21 protein-coding genes are annotated in these 23,927 nt (G+C 30.0%); 4 read left to right on the forward strand and 17 right to left on the reverse strand.

What is annotated here, in order from left to right:
- Positions 1-196 precede the first annotated feature (196 nt).
- Complete coding sequence (locus B5E75_RS01830) at positions 197-577, reverse strand: PAS domain-containing protein (protein ID WP_087357093.1); 381 nt, start codon at positions 575-577, stop codon at positions 197-199.
- Complete coding sequence (locus B5E75_RS01835) at positions 561-1,712, reverse strand: MFS transporter (protein ID WP_162607616.1); 1,152 nt, start codon at positions 1,710-1,712, stop codon at positions 561-563. Before B5E75_RS01835 ends, B5E75_RS01830 begins: the two co-directional genes overlap by 17 nt.
- 215 nt (positions 1,713-1,927) lie before the next feature.
- Here B5E75_RS01835 and B5E75_RS01840 point away from each other — a divergent pair, with 215 nt between their 5' ends.
- Positions 1,928-4,606, forward strand: a complete 2,679-nt coding sequence (locus B5E75_RS01840; protein ID WP_087357095.1) for a PD-(D/E)XK nuclease family protein — start codon at positions 1,928-1,930, stop codon at positions 4,604-4,606.
- Positions 4,596-8,204, forward strand: a complete 3,609-nt coding sequence (locus B5E75_RS01845) for a UvrD-helicase domain-containing protein (RefSeq protein WP_087357096.1) — start codon at positions 4,596-4,598, stop codon at positions 8,202-8,204. Before B5E75_RS01840 ends, B5E75_RS01845 begins: the two co-directional genes overlap by 11 nt.
- Before the next feature lie 21 nt (positions 8,205-8,225).
- On the opposite strand, the gene B5E75_RS01850 is transcribed toward B5E75_RS01845, so the two are convergent.
- The 5 genes from B5E75_RS01850 to B5E75_RS01870 all read right to left on the reverse strand — a co-directional run bounded on the left by B5E75_RS01850 (position 8,226) and on the right by B5E75_RS01870 (position 12,583).
- Positions 8,226-8,603, reverse strand: a complete 378-nt coding sequence (locus tag B5E75_RS01850) for a hypothetical protein (protein ID WP_087357097.1) — start codon at positions 8,601-8,603, stop codon at positions 8,226-8,228.
- A gap of 623 nt (positions 8,604-9,226) precedes the next feature.
- Complete coding sequence (locus B5E75_RS14510) at positions 9,227-9,400, reverse strand: hypothetical protein (protein WP_162607617.1); 174 nt, start codon at positions 9,398-9,400, stop codon at positions 9,227-9,229.
- A 229-nt stretch (positions 9,401-9,629) separates the two neighbouring features.
- The gene (locus B5E75_RS01860; RefSeq protein ID WP_087357099.1) at positions 9,630-9,929 is read right to left on the reverse strand and encodes a hypothetical protein; all 300 of its coding nucleotides are present in this window, start codon (positions 9,927-9,929) and stop codon (positions 9,630-9,632) included.
- A 130-nt stretch (positions 9,930-10,059) separates the two neighbouring features.
- Complete coding sequence (locus B5E75_RS01865; protein ID WP_087357100.1) at positions 10,060-11,916, reverse strand: sensor histidine kinase; 1,857 nt, start codon at positions 11,914-11,916, stop codon at positions 10,060-10,062.
- Positions 11,900-12,583 (reverse strand): response regulator transcription factor, encoded by a 684-nt coding sequence (locus tag B5E75_RS01870; protein ID WP_087357101.1) that lies wholly within the window; start codon positions 12,581-12,583, stop codon positions 11,900-11,902. The genes B5E75_RS01865 and B5E75_RS01870 overlap by 17 nt, the downstream gene beginning before the upstream one ends.
- Before the next feature lie 147 nt (positions 12,584-12,730).
- Between B5E75_RS01870 and B5E75_RS01875 the strand changes: the two genes are divergently transcribed.
- Complete coding sequence (locus B5E75_RS01875) at positions 12,731-14,143, forward strand: uracil-xanthine permease family protein (RefSeq protein ID WP_087357102.1); 1,413 nt, start codon at positions 12,731-12,733, stop codon at positions 14,141-14,143.
- 32 nt (positions 14,144-14,175) lie between these two features.
- On the opposite strand, the gene B5E75_RS01880 is transcribed toward B5E75_RS01875, so the two are convergent.
- The 3 genes from B5E75_RS01880 to B5E75_RS01890 all read right to left on the reverse strand — a co-directional run bounded on the left by B5E75_RS01880 (position 14,176) and on the right by B5E75_RS01890 (position 17,257).
- Positions 14,176-15,909: a HAMP domain-containing sensor histidine kinase gene (locus tag B5E75_RS01880; protein WP_162607618.1), complete on the reverse strand. Its 1,734-nt coding sequence runs from the start codon at positions 15,907-15,909 to the stop codon at positions 14,176-14,178.
- Positions 15,893-16,576, reverse strand: a complete 684-nt coding sequence (locus B5E75_RS01885; RefSeq protein ID WP_087357104.1) for a response regulator transcription factor — start codon at positions 16,574-16,576, stop codon at positions 15,893-15,895. The genes B5E75_RS01880 and B5E75_RS01885 overlap by 17 nt, the downstream gene beginning before the upstream one ends.
- Before the next feature lie 108 nt (positions 16,577-16,684).
- The gene (locus B5E75_RS01890; RefSeq protein ID WP_087357105.1) at positions 16,685-17,257 is read right to left on the reverse strand and encodes a flavodoxin family protein; all 573 of its coding nucleotides are present in this window, start codon (positions 17,255-17,257) and stop codon (positions 16,685-16,687) included.
- Between the two features lie 97 nt (positions 17,258-17,354).
- On the opposite strand from B5E75_RS01890, the gene B5E75_RS01895 reads away from it, so the two are divergent.
- Positions 17,355-18,245 carry a LysR family transcriptional regulator gene (locus tag B5E75_RS01895; RefSeq protein ID WP_087296900.1) on the forward strand — a complete coding sequence of 297 codons (891 nt, stop codon included), beginning with the start codon at positions 17,355-17,357 and terminating at the stop codon, positions 18,243-18,245.
- Between the two features lie 55 nt (positions 18,246-18,300).
- On the opposite strand, the gene B5E75_RS01900 is transcribed toward B5E75_RS01895, so the two are convergent.
- The 7 genes from B5E75_RS01900 to B5E75_RS01930 form a co-directional block, all read right to left on the reverse strand.
- Positions 18,301-19,047, reverse strand: coding sequence for an alpha/beta hydrolase (locus B5E75_RS01900; protein WP_087357106.1), 747 nt, complete (start codon positions 19,045-19,047; stop codon positions 18,301-18,303).
- Positions 19,048-19,067: 20 nt separating this feature from the next.
- The gene (locus B5E75_RS01905; RefSeq protein WP_087357107.1) at positions 19,068-19,871 is read right to left on the reverse strand and encodes a Cof-type HAD-IIB family hydrolase; all 804 of its coding nucleotides are present in this window, start codon (positions 19,869-19,871) and stop codon (positions 19,068-19,070) included.
- A gap of 80 nt (positions 19,872-19,951) precedes the next feature.
- On the reverse strand, positions 19,952-20,635 hold the full coding sequence (locus B5E75_RS01910; protein ID WP_275086198.1) for a NifB/NifX family molybdenum-iron cluster-binding protein: 684 nt from the start codon (positions 20,633-20,635) through the stop codon (positions 19,952-19,954).
- Positions 20,636-20,726: 91 nt separating this feature from the next.
- Entirely contained in the window at positions 20,727-21,770 is a 1,044-nt protein-coding gene (locus B5E75_RS01915; protein WP_087357108.1) for an MORN repeat-containing protein, read from the reverse strand.
- Positions 21,771-21,880: 110 nt separating this feature from the next.
- Positions 21,881-22,969 carry a transglutaminase domain-containing protein gene (locus B5E75_RS01920; protein ID WP_087357109.1) on the reverse strand — a complete coding sequence of 363 codons (1,089 nt, stop codon included), beginning with the start codon at positions 22,967-22,969 and terminating at the stop codon, positions 21,881-21,883.
- An 8-nt stretch (positions 22,970-22,977) separates the two neighbouring features.
- Complete coding sequence (locus B5E75_RS01925) at positions 22,978-23,409, reverse strand: immunity protein YezG family protein (protein ID WP_087357110.1); 432 nt, start codon at positions 23,407-23,409, stop codon at positions 22,978-22,980.
- 2 nt (positions 23,410-23,411) lie between these two features.
- A complete protein-coding gene (locus B5E75_RS01930; RefSeq protein ID WP_087357111.1) occupies positions 23,412-23,924 on the reverse strand; it encodes a DNA/RNA non-specific endonuclease in 513 nt (170 codons plus the stop codon).
- Positions 23,925-23,927: the final 3 nt, after the last annotated feature.

Below are 23,927 nucleotides of genomic sequence, written 5' to 3' on the forward strand. Positions count from 1 at the left end.
CAACTTATCTTGTTGAAGTTCAGCAAGAAGATGTTCAAGTTTTCAATGAACAGATTGTCATAGAAATGAGTTCAGGAACTTCAATGGGATATTTTAAAGAAGCAAAATTAGAAGAAATAAACCTATAATCAAATAGACAATCTTTTTTGCTTTTAACATTTTCATCCCTCTTTATCTACATCATACTTAACAATTCTTATATACGATTTTTCCAATATTGCACTACTGAAACTTCAGGATGTTCATGATCCCAATGAGCTTCATGTCTTTCAAAATAACCAATAACTTGTCCCTTGACTCTTACAGGTACAAAAAACTCTCTTTCTCCAGTTTTCTGATTGAGTGTTTCAAACATTTCATCTTCCCCTTGATCAGCTCTTTGTAGAAAAGCTTCAATCTTTTGACGAGAATTTTCATTATGACAACAAAATAAACTTTGTCCAACTTGTACACGTCCAGCATATCTTTCTTTAGCCACTTTATTCATATATCGTACAATATGATGGCGGTCAACAAAAACAACCTCGTAAGCGTAGGCATCTAAAATACCAGCTAAAATATCAAATGTGATTTCCATTTTTCTTTTCTCCTTTCATATGCTTCCAATAACATAACAAACTAACCAGACTAAACAAAGCCCCTAACAACATAACCCACTCAATTTTTTGATTTCCGGCAACTCCAAAACTCATATTTGTAAAAACACCAACCATATTCATAATCATCGAATAAATAGAAAGCATAGTGACTCTTAAATGACTCTCAACCATGTGATTCATTATAGATTGTGACAAGGGTGTATACAACGCTTCTACAAAAGTTAGTATAAACACACCTGCAATGGATAACCATGCAATATGATAAAATCCCATCACTAGACACGATAAGAAACAAAGACTTATTAATCCCATCATTAATTGTTTTTCTTGAATATATTGAGCAAGTTTTCCAAGTATTGCACTACAAAACGGAATAAAATTCATTAATATAGCTAACCAGCCAAAATAAATCATAGGAATATGACTTGCTTTCCATTGGATTTGATTATAAAAAACACTTATTGTATGTGTTGTTTCTAATATAAAAGCAGTAGAAATCAAAAATAATATGATTCTCTTTTGTTTCCATAAATCTGAAAATAAACTTCTCAAATGATGTGAATTTCCTTGCTTTTCTACCGGTATATCATTCAAGAAAAAAGATAAACCAAAAGCTATCAAATAAGGAAAAATGGTCAAAAACGCTGCTTTTTCTACATCTTGAATCCACAATGAAAAAGTCAGTGATGCTATCATCATACCAGCAACACCACAGGCATGATAATAACCAAAGATACGTGGATTCTCCATTTTTCCAGTTGATAAATATAAAAATGCACTGTCACAACCCGAAAGTCCAGAAACTGTTAATGCAAGTAAAATTCTTTCTAATAAAAACATCCAAAAGCTATAAGCCTGATAAAAGATGATTTTAGATACAAAATACAATCCATAACATGATATAAGTGTTTTCTTATAGCCAAAACGATCACCTATATATCCCATAGGGATTTCTAATATAAAAACAAAAATTGAAAAAAAGCTTTCAATCAGTCCCATTTCCACTAAAGACAAACCATGACTCTGTCTATATAAAGTGGCTATAGAACCATAAAAAACCATTCCTTGCAGCCATTCAATCGTAAACAAGAGATAGATATTTCTTTTATTCATAAATAAAATAGTCCTTTCTTCATATGATAAAAACATCTACATAAAAATGTAGAAAAATATAAATTTCATTTTGTTTTTATCAAATTAAAAAAAGCACCATCTCTATCCCTCCATATATTTTATTATAGTATAATCCAACATATCAAAGCAACAATTTTGCCATTTCAAAGACAACATTCTTTTTTTCATGTATAATAGAAAACGAGGTGAAAACAATGCAAATCATAACGGGTTTAAATCAACATTATAAACGCAATCATATCATTCAAAAATATGTTCAAAAAGCCAATCAACATCCTTTTCATCAATATATTTATATATGTGACAATCCCCATGTCATTGAACAATATTTTTTTCAATATACTCATTGCTTAGTCAATATTCAAATCATGACATGGAAGCAATATTTAAAACAACTTCAAGTGCAATACCATCTGACAAAACACCATCTTGTTTCTTCCATTGAAGCGACTTATCATTTAAGACGTATCTTAAAAGAAGAAAGTTTTCATTGTTTTGATATGGGTCATCCCCTTCCTTTTATTAAGGAACTCTTTCCACTCATCAAAGATTATGAACGTTATCAGATAAATTATCCAACAATAAATCATGAAAAAATTGATGATTTTATGCATATCTATCATTCATTTCTACAATCATTAGATAATGAAACACACCTGACAATAGAGAGTATCTTTAATCATGTAAATTTTACACATCATGATACTTTAATCATTGAAGCCGACTCCCTTTATATGACACAGTCCCAAAAACTGATTGAACGTCTATCCAAAACATGTGAAGTTATCTGTTTATATACTTATCAAGATGATGAACGTTTATTCAACTTACCCTATCAATCTTTCTGTCAAGACAGTCATATCATTGATCAGCCCAATATCTTGACTGACCATCTTTTTGATTATGAGCCTGTGCCTCAGCAGGACAATCATCATATGTATACATTTGTGGCAGGAACACCTTATCAGGAAATTCAACGTGTTGTTTATACTATTTATCAAAAAGTTGTAGATGAAAAGAAACACTTTCGTGATTTTACAATCATTTATCCTCAACAAAGCTACCGAGATGATTTACTTTATGTGTTAGATTCCCTACATATTCCTCATTCATTACCACATCAAAAACAACGTCAATATGAACATAGCTATCAATGTATTTTACAACAACTCCAACAATCTTCAAGTTCCTGCTTTCATGATATAGCGATGGAATTATTAACTTTAAATCTTGATGCTGATTATATCCATTATTTCAATGAAATTTCTGAATTAAAGGGACATATAACACCTGAAGAATTCAAAGAATTCTTTCAAATGACATTTCCTCAAACTATTCAAAGTTCAGAGAAAAAACAAGATGAAGTTCATGTCTGTATGATTGGTGAAGAAAGCTATTTTCCTCAAACCCACCTTTTTATATTAGGAATGAACGAAACCATTCTTCCTCAAAGTATAAAAGATACAGCCTTATTATTAGATGAAGATATTGAATTATTAAGAAAGCAGCAAATGTCTTCCCCTCTCACAACAAGTGAATTATTAGGAATTCATCAAAATCATATTTTGAAACTTCTTTCTACTCCTTATGATACATTAACCATTTCCTACCCTATGACATCTTTAACTGGAGAAACACTTTTACCATCTTCCCTCTATAAACAATTAACGAATATGTTTACTTTTCAAAAACTTCCTGCCTTAGAGTTTTTACCTATCGAAGACTTTTATGTACAGGGAGGACAAAGTTCTGATAAATATATCTTAAACAAGCATATTGCTCAATATCAGGCAACAAAAAATCAGCCTGTACAACTCCCTATAGATTTGGCACAAAATCTATATAGTTCCTATCTTTCTGTCAGTCAAATTGAAACATATAATAAATGTCCTTTTCTCTATTTTATTCAATATGGTTTAGGTGTTTTTCCACCACAGGAACAAAAATTAATGCCTAATGAATTAGGTTCGTTGATTCACTATGTTCTTTCTATGACGATTGATCAAGAAAAAGATATAAATCATCTTGTTGATCAATATATTCATGATCATGACATTCTCCAACAAAAAATCAGCCAGCAGCCATTAAATCAATTCTTTATTGAACAATTAACAGATGATTTACATATGACTTTAAAAGTTTTAAAATACTTTTTAAAAACTGGACATTTTCAAGTGGAATATAAGGAAAAGAAAGTTCAAGACCAGATTCATGATATTGCTTTTAAAGGGTTTGTTGACCGTATTGACACTTATGATCATTATGTTTCTATCATTGATTATAAGTCCAGTGCCAAAAATATAGATTTGAATCTTGCGATGCAGGGATTTCAAATTCAAATGCTTATCTATCTTGACATGGTCACAAAAATGACTCAAAAAGATCCCGGTGCTGTTTTATACTTCAATACCAAAAAACGTATTTTAAGTGTGCAACAAAATATGAATAAACCTATTGAAGAAGATGAATGGATGAAACAGTATCGCTATGGTGGTTATGTTATTGATGATGGAAGTCACCAAAGCTTATTAAATTTAGATCCCACTTTTGATAAACGTTCATCACTTATTCCTGTCACCTATGTCAAAAGTAAAGATGAGTATAAAGGACAGATATTAACGATAGAACAGCTACATATCTTATTTGATAAAATCAGTGAGCATATCTATGAACTGTATCAACATATGATGGAAGGACATATTGAAATTGCACCTAAGGGTAGTGATCAAAAAGCAACACATACCCTTGTTAATCCTTGTTTTTACTGCCCATATCATAGTGTTTGTAGCTTTGATGTCTTTTATAATGATTATCAGCTTGTTGAATTTTTAGATGTTGATTCCATACTTGGAGGTGAAGAAGATGCCATTTAATGCTGGTCAGTTAAAAGCAATCCAACAAAGAAATTCTTCAATATTAGTCAGTGCTCCCGCTGGAAGTGGAAAGACGAAGATTCTTGTCAGTCGTATTATCGAACTTTTAAAAGAAGGTTATGAAATTTCAGATTTTTTAGTTGTGACATTTACACAGGCTGCTGGTCATGAAATGAAGCAGCGATTAACTGAAGAACTCAATACGCTTGTATCTTCTCCTATTGATGAAAAATTAAAAACCCACTTACAAAAACAATTATTTGATCTTCCCCATGCTTATATTACGAATTTTCATGGTTTTTGTAATTTATTACTGATGAAATATGGTTATTTAATTGGCATTATGCCCGGTTTTGAAATCAATAGTGATCCGACAATGATCAAAAAAGAAGTCTTACAGGAATGTTTGAATCAATGGGTTCAAGACCAGCATATTCGTGATTTCCTGACACTTTATTTTCCCGGATATTCTTTAGATGATTTTCAAACATTACTCTTATCTATTGATAATATTTCACATTCCATTGATCATTTTTATGACTTTATTGATCAGATGAAAACTTCTTATTATGACAATTTGTCTTCTTTAGAAGATTGGCCTTTATTCCCTTATTTAAAAAATATTTTTTATGATGAATTAACCATGGCCATGAATAAATTAATTGAATTACAGATTTTCTGCGAAGACAATCAGCTCATCGACTTTTATGAAAGACCCGATGAACAAACAGAAAGAAATCAATTGTTAAAAGTGCCTTTTGAAGCCTACTATGATTATATAGATGAACGTCTACAGGCATTATCACATTCTATGACTTATGATACATTTGTATCTTTAATGAATGCCTCTATAGATAAATCTTATAATATGTCATGGAAAGAGGTTGATCCTCAAGTCAAAAAAGAATTTACGAAGATGAAAAGTGCTGTTTTATCTTCCTACCAAAAAGCCTGTCAGTCTTATTTAGAAGAAGATAGTCAAGACTTTATCAAAAAATTACAGATCAGCTCTCAAGTGATAGATATGTTGCTTTGTAAAGGTCAACTTCTAGACCAATTTCAACAGGCTTATCAACAAAGAAAAAAAGAACTTAATCAATTAGATTTTGCAGATTTGGAAAATTATACACATCAGTTACTTTTACCTGAATATGGTGTTGTTGATATTTTGTATCATCGTTTAAAAGAAATTATGATTGATGAATATCAGGATACCAATCAAATACAGGAGTCTTTAATTGCTTTAATTGCTCAATATCAAGAGCCATCCATTCCATTATTTATGGTTGGAGATATGAAACAATCTATTTATCGTTTTAGACAGGCTGATCCTCAAATCTTTTTAGATAAATATAATCGTTTTTCTTTATCAGATGAAGAATGTCTACAAAGTCAAACAAGAAGAATTGACCTTGTCTTTAATTATCGTTCTTCAAAGATTGTTTTAGATTCTATTAACTATATTTTTAATCAAATCATGGATAGTCAAATTGGTGGTTTAGAATACTATTTAGATGACAGTGCCCGTTTAAACTATGATTATGATGGAAAAGAAGGTGGTCATCAAAAAGAAGCACGAGAACGATTCTTTAAAGATGATATGAAAAAAACAGAAATATTAATTGATATTTATGATCCTGCATCATCTTTGGATAAAGATCAGTATGAAGCACATATGGTAGCACAAAAAATATTGAAATTAAAAGAATCAATGACTTTAGATGGTCGTTCTGTATCTTATAAAGATATGGTTGTTCTCATGCGTTCCACTGTTTCTTTCTTAACTTTTAAAAAGGTTTTTGACCAATATCACATTCCTAATCATATTGTATTATCACAAGGATTCTTAAATGCCAACGAAATAGAAAACATGTTAACATTTTTAAAGGCTATTGATAATCCCTATCATGATATTGCCTTATTAAGCGTCATTACACAGCCTTATACATGTTCTTATATTCCATTAGATAAAATTGCTCAGTTAAAGATTGACTACCCAGATCAATCTCTTTACGAAAGATTACAGCTTTGTGATGATGAACAGATTCAAAATTTCTTATCTATTTTTGAAGAATTAAGACGTTTTGCTTACGAAAATTCACCTTATGATATTTTAAGAAAGATATATGAATTGACAGATTATCCATTATTTGTTTGTCAGTTAATCAATGGTGAACAAAGAAAAGCCAATCTCCAGCTTTTATTAGAACTTGCGAAAAACGCTCAACAACAATATCCTTATCTTCATGATTTTATGGAAATGATGGAACAATCTTCAGATGTCGCTCCAGCTATTGTTGCATCGCAAAATGATGATTATGTTGAATTTATGACAATACATAAATCTAAAGGTCTTGAATTCCCTATTGTCTTTGTTTGTCAGACACATAAACAATTCAATACACAAGACAGTAAAGAACGTTTTATGATTGATAAACAGTTAGGAATTGCGATTAAGCCTAGAGTATATGTTTCAAACGAACAATTTGGGCAAATGACTGTCGAATATGATAATTGTTATCGTAATATGATTGCCAGACATCAGTTAGATGAATCAATTAATGAAGAAATGCGTATTTTATATGTCGCTTTAACACGTGCTTCACAAAAACTGATACTAACGGGTGTTTTAAAAAGTATAGATGAAATTAGAGATACGATGAACAAACTCATTATCAATGAACATCCCGATATTTATCATAAAAAAGGAGCCGAACATGTTTTACTTTATAATCGTATACGTAAAACAAATAATTATCTATCTTGGATATTAGCAGCTGTATGTCGCCATCCTCAAATTCTTCATCAATGTCTGGATATACCAGAATTAGCTGATTTAGCACAAAAGCTGCAAAAATATCATTTTGAAAAGTATCTGACTTTTGATTCTACAGAACACGCTATGTTTTCATTATCACTGACAACAGATCAGGAACTTGAAAAGAATATCATTTTGACAGCTCATCAGAAAAACAATCTTGATAATCAAACACAGCAATATTATCAAAATTTTCAATATCCTTATGATACAACCAACCCATTAACACTTGCTGTGACAAAACTTCCTCATGTTCATGACAATGATTATTCTATTATAGCTGATGAAAGTGAGAATATAACACTGAGTGCCAGTGACAAAGGAACACTCGTTCACTTGCTTTTAAGTTATCTGACTTTTGAACATGATGACATTAAAACATTGATACAACAGCTTTATGATGAAGCTTTAATTGATGAAACCGGTCGAGATATTTTATATGATTATCAAAAACAGATACAAGGATTTATTGATAGTCCATATTACCAAATGATTCAACAGGCAAGTCATATTTATAAAGAAAAACCATTTTCTTACTATGACGAAACACTCCAACAAATCATTCATGGTATTTTTGACCTTGTCTTTGTATATCATGATAAAATCTATGTTTTGGATTATAAGACAGATCGTATCAAGAAAGAAAGCACTAATCAACAACTGATTCAAAAACATCAAGTACAATTAGATTATTATAAAAAAGTTTTAAAAGATATGTATCATCAAGATGTTCAAGCCATTGTTTATTATTTACATATTGGACGTGGTGTTGAATTTTAAAGGGTCTGAATTTCAGACCCTTTAAAAATATCTTCTTCTTTTGTTTTTAAATGAATATTTGTATGTCATTGTATAACGGGGATGATTTTGGTAAAGCATATATAATCCTACACATTCTAAAGGAATAGACAATGCTAAAATGTTTGTTAAATCTGGTAAAATCAATAAATGTGGATTTAACATACCAAGCAAAAAACTAACAATAAAGATAAAGATTGTAAAAATCTTACCCAACTTCATTAAAACCGTTCCCTCAGCTTTTTTAAGATTCAAAAATTCTATTCCTATCAATAATCCTACTACAAAAGCTATCAAAGCCTTTTCAATCAATGCACTTTGCATAAAACCAACACAAACCAATATGATATAAGGTATCATCATTCCTAAAATTTTATTCATAAATAACATCCCGTCCTTTTTTATCATTATAATTGACATATCTTGTCGTTTCAAGTCAAAGATTGGAAAATATATAATACTGTTAAACAGACAAGGATAATTGACTGATTTCATTCACATTGAATCATTCATTTTTCATTGATATAATATGTATAGATATTACAATTTAATGGAGGAAATCAAGTATGAAAGATTCAAGTCTTATCACAATCATTGGTTTTATAATGTATATCATCTTATCTATAATAGATAAGTTTATATATACTGTTCCCAATATCATTTACATCCCTATTGGCATTTTAAGCATCATCTTTGTTTTAATGGGGTCTTTTATCAATCTAAAAAGTAAGTGAAAATAGAAAAGCGGTGGTTATTTCAATCAGCCGCTTTTGTATACTCAAATCAAGATTAACATCATTGTTTAAACAATCTATCTATATTTCATTTTCAATACAACATACTTTATTTTTCAACTCATGATAACTCATATTTTCAATAATATAATGAAAGACACTCTCAATTTGTATTTCACTACATGACTCAATCCAAAGACTATCTTGATGATATTTTTCCTCAATAAGTTTCTTAGCACTTTCTAATTTTCCTCGCTTTATACCTTCTTCTCAGTTTCGCATCATTCTACTTTCAATAAGCAATCTTTCTTGTTCAATCCCATAACTTTTAATCATTTCTTCATCACTTTGAATAAATTTTTGATGCATATTCATAACTTCTTCAACCAAACTATTTAACTCACTATAAGAATGTGGTTGATTATGTGTAAATAAATAATCCAATTGTTCCATTATATGTAATGGCTTTAAATTCCTCCTTCAATAACTGTAAATGCAACAATATTGTTTTGACTTTTCCACCATTATAAGTTAATTGTCTATGAATATCACCTTTTTATATCACATGATAATAATGAGAAAAAAACTTTATAGGTTTTCCTGTATAAAAAATGAGCTGATATACATTTTTAAGATAGATATAATTCAGTCCCATCTGTTCTTGATAATTAATTCATCTTTCACTATATCTTAAAAAACGAATTTCATCTTCTAACTGAATGTCATAATTATTCATTTCAAAATCATATAAACGTCCATGATCATCTTCCACAACAACATCAAGAATTAATTTCTTATTTTGATAAGAACTTTTAAAAGTTTTACTATTTCTAACATATGTCTTTTGAATCGTGTTGTCCCCTGATACATACTGGCATAAAAAACATCTGAGTCTAGAAATATAAATCAAAAGATAGTGAAAGAAATAATCGTATTTAAACTGATAAATCTTTTGTTGACATTGATTGCACATATATAGAATCCTCCTTGTTATTACCCTTCTACTTCTATATACGCAAAAATCATGTCATTTTTCTTTTTTATTTTTCAATTTTCTACATTTATTATAACATTTATATATAAATTCACAATAAGCAAATATATTATATCTCATTATCTTTGATATGAATTTGAAATTGCACACCCTTTTCACTATTGATCACACAATATGAAAATCCATGTAAGTCTAATATAGCTCGACATATTGCCAATCCTAATCCCGTGCCATGACGATCTCCAGACACATATGTATCCCATATTTTAGTTATTTGCTCATCACTTAAATGATGACCTTCATTTTCAAATTTCAAGATTCCATTTTCATAATTCAGATAAATATGTCCATCTTGAGGTGTATGTTTGATAGCGTTACTCATGAAATTTTGAAAAACAATCTTGAGTTCTTTGAAATCTCCTTGAATATGTGGAAATTCATCTTCCAGCACAACATGAATATGTTTCTTTTTTAGAATAGGCGCAAATGTTTCTACAATTGACATTAATAAATCCTCTAAATCAATATCTTCTTTATATAATTCCACTTTACCAGATTCTAATCTTGATAAATCTAGCATAGCCATAATCAATTGATTAATATGCTCTATTTCTTGATGAATCGCACTTAGATATTGTTGTTTCTTAAGATCATCTTTCCCTGCTTCAATTAATTCTATGTAACCATTAATAATACTTAATGGGGTTTTAATTTCATGAGTAAAATTCGCAATAAACTCTTTTCTCATACCTTCTAATTTTTTTACATATTCTATTTCATCATTTAACTGTTGAATTGTTGTTTTTAATTGTTGACTCATCTGATTAATATTATGTGATAATACACCTAATTCATCTTTAGCTTTTTCATTAAGCTGAATATCAAAATCATTATTTGCAATGGATAAAGTAGCTTGACTCATCTTTTTAATACGCCTTGTCAATATATATGAAATCAATAAAGATATCATTATACAAACAATAAAGGAAAAGATATAAATAATCATTTTAGAATAAATGACTTGATGTGTAATTCTACCTATCGCATTAAGCTCATATGTATAAAAAACAAGATAGCCATCTACATCTTGAACATCATAATCTCCAAATTCGCTATTTTCAATTGGTTTGGCATCCTTAGAAATTAACGGCATACAATGAATCGAGTATATAGTCCCCTCTTTTTCCTCTATACCACTTACACCTGATGAAAATGTTTCACACTGTTGTGGCAAAAATGAAGATACATAATCAAGAACAATCTCATCATGTTTTTGATAATTATCTTCATGAGTATTATCATATTCATCTATATAAAATCCCTGAGCAGATAAAAAGCAATTCGCACTCTCATATATTTCAAAATACATCGTATAAATCTTTTCATTATTTTGGCGATGATCCACGAAAATCCGATTATCAATAGATAAATAAGAAATATCATCAATCACCATAGAAATATTGAGATTATCTTGAAAATCATTTGTAGTAAATGCTATATTTACAGGAAGTTGATTATTTTCAACTTGTTTTCTAAGAATATTTTCTATTTGCTTTTGTTGATCTATAGGAATTTGAGAGAGATTGATTTGGAGATAAGTTGTTATTCCCTCATTTTCATTTCTTAATGTTAAAGATGGAGCATTTTTTTCACGTAGATTATAGACCATATCTGAATCTGGATTCAATACAAAAAGCGAGTCTATTTTATAACCATCTTCTGCTTCTAAAGTCTGCTCTATACCTTCATAAAATGAAGAATTTAAATCATTATATTTTTGATTATAAAGAATAGATAATTGTCGACTTAAAGCATCGATATTATATATATTATCATTTTGAATATAGATATGAGATTTTTCTCGGTGAAAATCAAGAGTCACATTTAAGACTTGAATTAATACAAAACTCATGAAAACTAAAATAAAAATCTTTTTTCCTAATGTCATTTTAAACATTGTCTTCATCACTTACCACCACCTTTAACATATATCCTGTTTTGATAACAGTTTGGATATAACACGCATATTTTCCTAGTTTTTTACGTAATTTTTTGATATATGTATCAACTGCTCTTCCATCTCCATAATAATCATATCCCCATATATGATCTAGAATCTGTTGACGTGTCAATAACTGATTCACATGCATACATAAATATTCTAACAATTCATATTCTTTATGTGCTAATGTGATTTTTTGTTGATCTATAATTAAAATACGATTGATACGATCTAATTGAAGATGTCCAACAGTTAATATATTTTCTTCTTTTTTCTGATCACGTTTAATCATGGCAATCACTTTAGCATGTAATAATGATAACTGAAAAGGTTTGATGATATAATCATCTGCTCCCAGTTGATATGCCAGTAACTGATTTTCTTCTTGTGATAAAGCACTCATAAAGATAACAGGTCTTTTTGTTGTTAATCTTAATTGTTTACAAACTTCATAACCATCAATACCAGGCATCATAATATCTAGTAAAATTAAATCAATCGTCTCATTAATCATACTTAATGCTTCATAGCCTTGTGTTGCTTCAACAACTTCAATACCTTTTAATGAAAAATAATCTTTGATAATTTGACGAATATGAAATTCATCTTCGATGATTAGTACTTTATACATCTTTTTCACCTCAGCTTCATCTTAACATGCTTTTGTGGAATTGAAGTGGAATCGAAAATATAAATGTTATAAGTCTTCACAAAAACGTGACATTTTATGACAAATTATGTTAAAATCATAACGTTTTAATAGATGAGGAGAGGAAAAATGAATAAAGAAGAAAAGGTAACGACTGTAAGTGATGAAAATATTTATAAACTCAATGGACGTGTTCCATTGAAAAAAGCTATTCCTTTTGGTTTACAACATGTTTTAGCGATGTTTGTTGCGAATCTGGCACCTGTAATTATCGTTTGTGGAGCAGCTGTTGTCAGAGGTTCTGGTGAGCATTTGACATCAGCTGAAATTACTTCTATTTTACAATGTGCAATGTTTGCGGCTGGAATTGGAACTTGTATGCAACTCTATCCAATATGGAAAATTGGTTCTAAATTACCTATTGTCATGGGAGTGAGTTTTACATTTTTAGGAAGTTTATTAGTCATATCAACAAATCCATCTTTAGGTTATGAAGGTATGATTGGCGCTGTTATTCTTGGTGGTATTTTTGAAGGGTTAGTTGGATTAAGTGCCAAATACTGGAAAAGATTTTTAACGCCTGTTGTTTCAGCTTGTGTTGTGATTGCGATTGGGCTATCACTGCTATCAGTAGGAATGGATTCTTGGGGTGGTGGTTCTGGTGTTGAAGACTTTGGTGCCTGGTACCATCTTCTTGTTGGAACTTTTACGCTTATTGTATGTTTAATATCACATTATCGTTTAAAAGGTATTTATAAAAATTTAAATATTCTTGTTGGTTTAATTTTTGGATATTTATTATCTGTTATTTTGACAGTCACAGGAATTGCGCCAATGGTGGACTTTTCTAATATTGCGGAAACGATTCATCAAATTGGATATTTCAGTATTCCAAAATTAGTATTCTTTACAGAACATATGCCTGTCTTTGATTTAGGGGCTTTCTTTACTATTGCGATTGTCTTTTTAGTTTCAGCTGCTGAAACGACTGGCGCAACAACAGCTGTCTGTAAAGGAGCTTTAAATCGTGATATTAAAATGGAAGAACTTCAAGGTTCATTAGCTGTAGATGGATTTTCAAGTGCTATTTCTGGATGTTTTGGTTGTCTCCCTTTAACATCTTTTAGTCAAAATGTTGGTTTAGTCACAATGACACAAGTCATCAACCGTTTTACTATTTTCATGGGAGCTTTAATCCTGATACTAGCATCGTTATTTCCACCTCTAGGGGCTTTCTTTCAATCATTACCTCAATCAGTTTTAGGTGGATGTACAGTGATGATGTTTGGTTCTATCATGTATGAAGGTATTAAAATGTTAAAAGATAATACTTTTGATGAACGTACAATGATCATTGTTTCACTTGCCTTTTGTATTGGGGTTGGTGTCACTCAAACTTCTGGAAATTTCTTTACATGTTTCCCATCAGTTGTTGGAGAAATCTTTAATGGAAATGCAGTTGCAGGAGTCTTTGTTGTATCATTATTATTAAGTTTAGTCTTACCTGAAAAGAAAAAGAAAAAAGGAAATGAGAATATGTAAAAAGCATATTCTTGTTTCCTTTTTATATACTATCAACAATCATACTTTGAATCTGAAAAATAAAACTCTACACCAGATTCAACATTTTGAACACCATAATCATAATGATGAAGCTGTAAAATAGCCTGACATATAGCTAAACCTAAACCACTGCCCTGATGATCATGTGTCACAAAAGTATACCAGATATCTGATAAGTGTTCTTCATCAATATGTGAACCTTCATTGATGATAGAAAATCCGTGATCAATCGTTATATAAATATGTCCTTGTTCTGGAGTATGTTTTAAAGCATTGGATAAAAAATTATGTATTACTGTTTCTAATAGCTTACGATCACCTTGAATCATAGGATGTAGAACTTTGATATCCACTTGAATATGCTTTTTCATCAATAAGACTTCATATTCATCAACAATTTCCGTTACACTATTTTCTAAATCAAATTCTTCTTGATGAAGCTCTACTTTTCCAGCTTCAAGTCTTGAAAGTGACAACATGGATTGAATCAGCTGATTGAGTCTTTCTGTTTCTCGATGAATGATTGATAAATATTTTTCTCTTTCTTCCTGACTTGTCGCTTCTTCAATTAATTCACTATAACCATTAATAATACCTAGGGGTGTTTTCATTTCATGCGTAAACTGATTCACAAAATCTTTTCTTAATCCTTCCAGCTTTTTAACATGTTCAATTTCCTGATTCAACTGTTCCATTGTGTTTTTTAACTGAGAAGACATACTTTGAATACTTTTCGCTAATGAACCAATTTCATCATGAGAACGGATATTGATTTCTTCATCAAATTGATTATTTTTAATTTTTAATGCTACTTTTTCTAATGCTTGAATAGGTCTGCTGATTGTCCATGACACCAATAGTGATATACATATGACAATACAAAATGCTCCTAAAAACAATCCCCAATTCTCTTCAAAATACTGTTGAACCATAAGGCTATCAATATGCGCCTGGTCTTCCATTCCAATAACTACTGCATATAAATCCTGGTCTTGGTCTTCCCAATCTGTGAGTCCTGTCATACCAATATAATAGTAATGTCCATGATAGCTTGTATAATAGGCCGTCATGTACCCATGGTGTTTAAGTTGAAGGACATGTTCAAGATCTTTTTGTTGGCTTAAAAACAATTGAGAATCATATTGACTTTGAATTGATTTTTCGCCATCTATACAAAACTGATTAACACTTGCTGATTGGATTTGATGCTGATCCAATTGACCATAACTGTCTTCACCCCATTGAAGATAAATCAATTGTTCATTGTCTACCACATATTTGACTTCAGCTTCACCAGGAATAGAATAACTATAATCAGTTAATTTTTGCATCAGATATGTCTTTAAACTTTGTCTTTGTGACAAAGATAAATCGGCAATAGATATGTAGATTGATGAATCATCATAGATATGAATATAATTATCTAAATAAGGACTTACAGAAAACCATTTGACAACTTTATCATCTTGTTGAATTAAACATTGATAAAGGTTATTGTTTTCACTGATATAATCAATAGAATTCATTTTTTTCATGACTTCATCATATTGAGGATAATGATCATATTCAATACCTAATTGTTGTTGGAGATTATCAAGATCATCAAAATCAATAATCTGTTGAAGAAGATAATGATTTGTAGAGTCAATACGATTTTGAATATTGATTTTGGTAGATACAGCTAAAATAATGATAAAAGCTAACATGATCAAAAGAAAAATCTTAACGCTAATCTTTGTTTTCATTTTCTTCACCATCCTTAAATAAATATCCAACCTTAAAAACTGTTTGAATATAATATTGATATTTTCCCAACTTTTTTCTTATTTTCTTGATATATGTATCTACGGCTCTCGCTTCTCCATAGTAATCATATCCCCATATGGCATCTAAAATTTGTTCTCTTTCTAATAAACGATAAGGATTTTTCGTTAAGTATTCTAATAATAAATATTCTTTATGAGTGAATTCTATTTGTTGACTATCAATGTAAACTTGATGATTGGTATAATCAATCTGTAAATGATGAAAAGTTTTGATATTGGATACTTGTGGATCTTGTCTTTTACAGATAGCTAAGCATTTTGCATACAAAATAGATGGTAAAAATGGTTTGGTTATATAATCATCCCCACCTAATTGATACGCTTGAAGCTGATTGTCTTCCTCACTTAAAGCACTTATAAAAATAATAGGACATTGATATTGATAGCGAATCTGTTGACAAACTTCATAACCATCAATACCAGGCATCATAATATCTAATAAAACAAGCTGAATTTGAGAATGCATAAGTGATAATCCCTGATGTCCATCACAGGCTTCAATAATCTGGATTTCTCGCTTTTCAAAATAAGTTTTAATGATATGCCTGATATCAAAATCATCTTCAATAAGCAATACCTGATACATACTCCCACCTTCTTTACTTTTATCATAAAAAGGACTTGTGTAAAATTTGTGTAAATCTTCTATTCTTATTTTATCATAAAAAGAAAAGACGTTTATATCAAAACGCCTTTATAAAGATAAACCTTTTTCATATGCTTCCTGTAATTTTAAAGGTGGAATATAGGGTTGATGTGATTCATCATGACAACCTCCAGCGAGAACAGATCCTAAACTTTTCCAGCCTAGTGCCTTTGTATAAAAAGAATAAAAAGATAATGCCTGTTCAAAAGTCCAAAAATGATTATCCCCAGCACTCATCAATAAGAATGTTTCTTTATATGGATATTCATCATTTTGAGAAATCGCATATAAACGATCAATAAAGCACTTTAATCTTCCTGAAATAGACCAGAAATAAAGGGGTGAAGCCAGTACCAATGTATCGGCCCATTCAAACATGGCATAATATTCCTGCATACTATCTTGAATGACACAGTGATGTTGATTGATCTGACAAGCACCACAGCCTTGACATCCCTGTAAATTTTTTGATAATACAATTCGTTTCACTTCATGCCCAGCCTGAATAGCTCCTTTTTCAAAAACCCTAGCCAACTGATCCGTATGTCCATTTATATTTCCACTTCCAACAACAATAAGTATTCGACGCATTCTTTTTCCCTCTTTTCCTATTTGTATCATATCACTCCCTCTCCCCTATAACAAATACTTATACTTTATATAGTTATATGCTTACTAAGCATATAGTGTTATAATATAGCTAAAGGAGTGAACGATTATGGAATTACGAGTTTTACAATATTTCCTAGCTATTGCCAGAGAAGAAACAATATCAGGAGCAGCGCAACAATTACATATCACACAACCCACTTTATCTCGTCAAATCAAAGAATTAGAAGATGAACTAGGGAAAACTTTATTTGTAAGAAGTAATAAAAAAATCACATTAACAGAAGAAGGCATGATACTCCGTCAACGTGCTGAAGAAATTGTGAATCTGGTAGATAAAACGGAACTGGAAATAATGTCTACTGATTCTCATTTAAAAGGTGAAATCTATATTGGTTCAGGTGAATCTCACGCTTTAAAAATCATTACTAAAGCTATCAAAAAGATACAGGCCCAATATCCTGATATTCAATTTCATATACATAGTGGTAATGCTCCTGATGTGATAGAAAAATTAGATAATGGTTTGATTGATTTTGCATTATTGACACCCAATTCTAAGATTAATGATTACAATCATATGTTATTGCCACTTTCACATCATTGGGGTGTCCTTATGTTGAAAGATGATCCATTAGCGCAAAAAGAAAGTATTACATTTGAAGATCTTCGAGATAAACCATTGATTGTATCTAAAGAACTACAACAGATATCAGATTTGGTTGAATGGTTACATAATGATATTGAACATCTTCATATTATTTCATCCTATACTTTGTTGTATAATGCTTCATTAATGGTAGAAGATGGACTCGGATACGCTATTTGTTTTGATAAACTTATCAATACAACTGGAGATTCTTCACTTTGTTTTAGACCACTTTCTCCACATATTGAAGTTCCTTATTATTTTATATGGAAAAAATATCAGATTCTCACAAGAGCATCCCAATATTTCTTAAATATTGTTCAAGACACAATTCAAGAATTGAGTCAATAAAAACATATAGCTATAAAGAAAAAATATGTGGAGCCAATCAATAGGCTCCACATAATTATTTCCACAACACATCAAAGTACAATTGATTTTGTTTTCCCCAAGTTGCTTCATTATGTCCACCATTTCTCACTATATGTATATAACTTTGAGCCTCGCGGCGGACAATTTCATCATTAAATAACTGAATGTTTTTTAAGAAATATTGAACATTGGAAACTTCACCTGTTCCAAAACTCCAATAAACACGTGTATCTTTATTCAAATCATGATGATTCATTTCTTCTTGTAGTTGATGGATACATAAAGAAAGTGCCGGAGATAAACAGGCTGCTTTAGAAAAGAGTTGATTATAATGGATGACAGTATAAAAGGCCATTAATCCACCCATAGAACTTCCCCCAATACCGGTACACTCTCTAAATGGTATTGTTCGATATTTTTGATCAATCATCGGTTTTAATTCATTCACAACCCAATCCATATAGATTTGACCTTTTCCAGTAATAGGACCAAAAAATCCATTTTCAACATCATATGGGCAATATTCATTTAGTCTTTCATGGCCTTTATGATTACATTCCATTCCTACAATAATAAATGGTTTATCATAATGGTCTAAAAAATCTGAAAGTCCCCATGATTTTCCATAAGTTGCATCCTGATCATTAAAGAGATTATGTCCATCATACATATACATAACAGGGTATCTTTCATGAGATTCATAATAATTATTTGGCAAATAAATATGCATAGTACGCCATAATTGAAATGGCTCTATATAAACATCAAACTTTTCTATCATTCTATTCTCCTCTTTACTTTTTAAATAATCTGTTGAGATATTAAAAATTGCGCAATACCATCTTCATTATTGGATGTTGTTATGTATTTTGCAACCTCTTTAATTTGTGGATTGGCATTTCCCATCGCCACACCAATATAATCTTTAATCATTTCATAGTCATTTAATTCATCACCAAAAGTTAAAATACTATCTAGTGGTAAATGTAAATCTTGACACAATTTTTGAATACCTTTTGATTTAGAAAGCTCTGGATTTAAAAACTCAAATAATATAGCTGTAGATTGAACACCTCGATAATGAGAATGTGAATTCATTTGATAATGCTGACTTATTTTTTGAATTTCTTCTTTTTCAGCCATAAATATCATTTTTTCTATCTGTTTATGATAATATGGTTTTAATCCATCAACAACAAGTGGTAATTTATTTTTTATTGCTATATTTTTAGCAAAATCATCTTCTTTTAAAACATGGAAAGATTCTTGATCATAAATCCCTGCATTAAAATGAAATTCTTTAAATTCATTGAATATCATTGGAATGTATTTTCCGTCCAATAAATAACATGAAAACATATTTTGAGTTCTCATATCAAAATAACAACCGCCATTAAATCCCATAATAATATCTACATACTCATCTATTTTCCAGTCTTTAATCAAATGTTTGACAGCATAAGGTGTACGTCCAGTTGCGATACCAAATAAAATATGTTTTTCTTTTAATTTTTTAATTGCTGCTATTGTTTTAGGTGTGACTATGCCATTATCATTCAGTAATGTTCCATCTATATCTACCAACACGAGCTTGATGTGATTCATAACTTATCCTCGCTTTCTTTATCTTGATTATAACATAAAAAAAAGAAATCCTGCTAAGTTTTGTTGTTAGCAGAATTATTTTAGTGACAATGATGCTGTCCTTGACATTCATGTTCATGATGATTGCATTCTGTTTCTGGATTATAATTCAAAGTTCCTTCAATGTAACTTTGAACCTGTGCCAAAGCATTACCACTTGCTCCTGGTAAAACTTTTATTCCAGCAGCATTGAGGTGATTTTTAGCACCTCCACCAATACCTCCACAAATCACAGTATCAACACCTAATTGTGATAAAACACCTGCTAATGCACTACATCCAGACGTAGAAGTATCAATCATCTGTGATGAATCAATTTTCCCATCTTTAATATCACAAACTAAAAAGCTAGGACAATGTCCAAAATGTTGAAATACTTCTCCTTCAACACATGTTACTGCAATTTTCATTTCTCTTTCTCCTTCACTATACTCTAATTGATAATGACCGCCATCTATTTCCATAGTATGACCTTCAATGATAAATCTGGAAATCTTATTTCTTGCACTATGATATAATGAAACAACACTACTTCTCGATATTTCCATCATTTGAGCACATTCCAATTGGCTATAACTCAAATAATCAATTAATCTTATTGTTTCATATTCCTCTAATGATAAAATAATTTTTAGACAATCTTTTTTTTCACTTGTAAATCTTCTATATTCGGGCATCTTTCCAATTTTCTTTACCCTATTTTGTCTTCCTATGATTATCACCATTCACATTATATAGTTATAATTGACATATGTCAATTATAATCAATTTTATGTCTTTATAAAATTAGCATAGTTCAAAAGTTATTGTATGTAATTACTTGTCTTTTTTATAATGGCCTGTTTTTCCATCCATATAATAAAAGATACCTTCTATCATTTCCCCATCAGCCCACTTTCCGCTAAGAATTGTGCCATTTGGATAATAATAAGTTCCCTCAATACATTGATCATTTTTCCATTTTCCTTTGAGTATTGTCCCATCTTTAAATATAGTTTTTCCTTCCCCATTACGTAAAACATCCCATTGTCCTTCGTAAATTGATTCATCAGTAAACACAATTTTCCCATAACCTTTAGGGTGACCATTTTCTATTTCACCATTATATATACCAGTACTAAACTCAATAGTTCCTTTACTTACACTATATTTTGCATTATATTCATCAAGATACATTTGTTGAGTAATCAAACGTGTTTTGTATAAAAAATAATTAGCCTGTGGATTTGCATAATCTCTCCATCCAATAATATATGCTGTCAATTCATCAACTTTATTATGTTGATAAGTACTTAACATAATACTATCAGGAAAATAATGTAACGCTAAATCTTTGATATTTTTCATAATATAAAAGTCTACTGCTCCAAATAAATGTAGAGTTTCATGGACAATAGTCGCCTCTAGACATGTAACATTTTTGACAAAAACCATTGCATATTCAATTTCATTTGGATATTCTTTTTGACATATATTTGCATATGAGGTACTTTTCTTATTCACAAAAAACAAAAAACTAACTTCATCATATAAATGATTGCATTTTAAAGATTCAGATTGCTTTAAATATTTTTGTTTATTTTGATTCATGTAATCATAAAACAATCTTGTACGAAATCCAGTCTTCAACAAAACCTTATCATTGTAATACTGTGACGTAACTTCAACATTAACCTGATAATATCTTGCATTATTCTTTATAATCGTTATTGCTTGTTGTACTTTCTCTTTGACTATATTTTTACTATAATTATCCCATTCACTTTCTTCATCATCCAGAAATATACAATATAACAAGATATTTCCTAATAAACATCTATTATTACCTAAATTTTTGCCATGCAACAAGAAATGTTCCATTATATATTCGCCACCTTTTTACCATACATTTTTAACAACAACTCATACATCAAAAAGATGAATACATAACTATAAATTTTATTTTCTTATGAACATTTAAATTAATTTCATCATTCAATTACATCTGGAAAAACAAACTGACTATCAATACCAGAATCAACTAAATCTTCACCATTATCAATAAGCCAATCTTCTATAAAATCATAATTAAAATGTCTACCAGTAGCTCTTGGAAAAAATTCTTGATCCCAATGATATCCATTCATTTGACTATCACACTTCATAAAACTACTTACGCATACTCCTTGTTCAATTCCACACGTTGCATCAACATGATAGTATTGATTATTAATCCTGACCAAATTCCATGCATGATCCATACTTGAATCTTCGTTTAATATACCATGAATAACCATACATTCAATATTTAAAGATTCCATTAATGTCTTAAAAGCATATGCTATACCAGAACAAATTCCTCTCCCTTCAACTAAAGGTCCATATGAAAGATGAGGTGCCGGATCTATCGTAATTGACTCTAAATCCATTGCTAAATTATTATATGCTCGATGATCATACGATGTATTTTGTTGCAAGTATGAAAAAGCTAAAAAAACTTTTACAAAAGGAGGTATAACGAGTCCTCCTGTTAAATCTTTTGCTATCTGATTTGCCTTAAATTCAGCTTGTCTTTTTTTCTGATTTAACTGATTAAGAGGTAAACAATATGTAAATTTTGTTGTTAGAGCAATATTATCTGATAATTGATCAAATGTTATTGAATTATTTTCAACTTTATATAAACCTTCATATCGAATATGAAAATTATGAAAAGAGTCTATAATACGCTGAGATAAATCACTATGCCCATCTGAAATAAAATATAGTTTTTCTGGATTAGAAAGTGATTTATAATTTAATAATGTATATGTACCATCATCAATGGTAATATCGTCCAATGAGTCAGGAGCATTTTGATTATAGTCTATAGTTACTGTATAATCAGCTATCATACTTAAACGACTATTTTTTGTATAAGAATAAGAATAGCTACTTATATAAAATAATAATCGTGGTTCTTGAATTAAAACTTCTTTTAATATTTTTTCAAAACTTATGGAAGATTTAAAAATTTGGAAGTTTGGTTTTTTATTGGATAAATAATAAATGACATTATTGACATTATCTTTTCTAGACATATACTTAATTAATATTCAAAATGTTCAGCTTGCCACATATTAATATAAAGTTCATTAAAATCATCAATATCATCATATTGAAAATGAACATCATAATGGCCATTCACATAAAAATCAAATGTCATTTCTCTCCAATCATCTCCACATTTTTTACAATAATCATGAATATCCTGTAGAATAAGGCTAACTTCATCTATGCTATCTTCTCTTAAATCATCTTCCGTTCCTTCCCAAAACTCTTTCAGCAAGTCTAAATAATCATCACCTGGTGAATATTGATAGTAAATTTGATAATTATCCATCAAGTGATCTTCTTTTATATAATAGAAAGAACCTAAAACAACATGATACCAATTTTCTGGTAATGCATTATTTAAGTGAAAAGCTAAATCTTTAAAATATTTATTCATTTTATCTTGATTTTCCTTTGTTGTTGCCATATCTATCCTCCGTTTCTAAAAGTTTTAGAATAATATTTAACATCACCATTTTCATTTTCTATACGATAAGAAATTCTAAAACGGTCCGGACGTTCACTCTCGCCTTTATAAATCATTTTTATATCAACATCAACTTTTTTTCCCTCAGAAATATCCTTTACCCAGCTTTCTTCCAAAGCTTTATATTCATTACGATTTAATCCTTTATCCATCGCAACTAAGTTATCTATTTTCCCAGATCCTTCAAATCGTGATGCAATAATATGTCCACCTTCATCATTTTCTTTACGATCTTCATGTCCTGCCTCTAATTGGTGATTCCCATATCTCTTTCCTTCTCCTAGATGCAACACACCAGATGCTTCTTTAATTCTACCTTTGGAATCTGTTTCATAATGATACCCATTTTTCTCATACTCATAGTTTTCTTTTAATCGATAAGTTGACTGAAAATGATCATCATTTTCTTTTGTTTCATCAACTTCATCTTCTAAATCTTCAATATTTCTTTTCATTTA

It is taken from the genome of Massiliimicrobium timonense (assembly GCF_002160865.1).
Lineage (GTDB): Bacteria > Bacillota_I > Bacilli_A > Erysipelotrichales > Coprobacillaceae > Allocoprobacillus.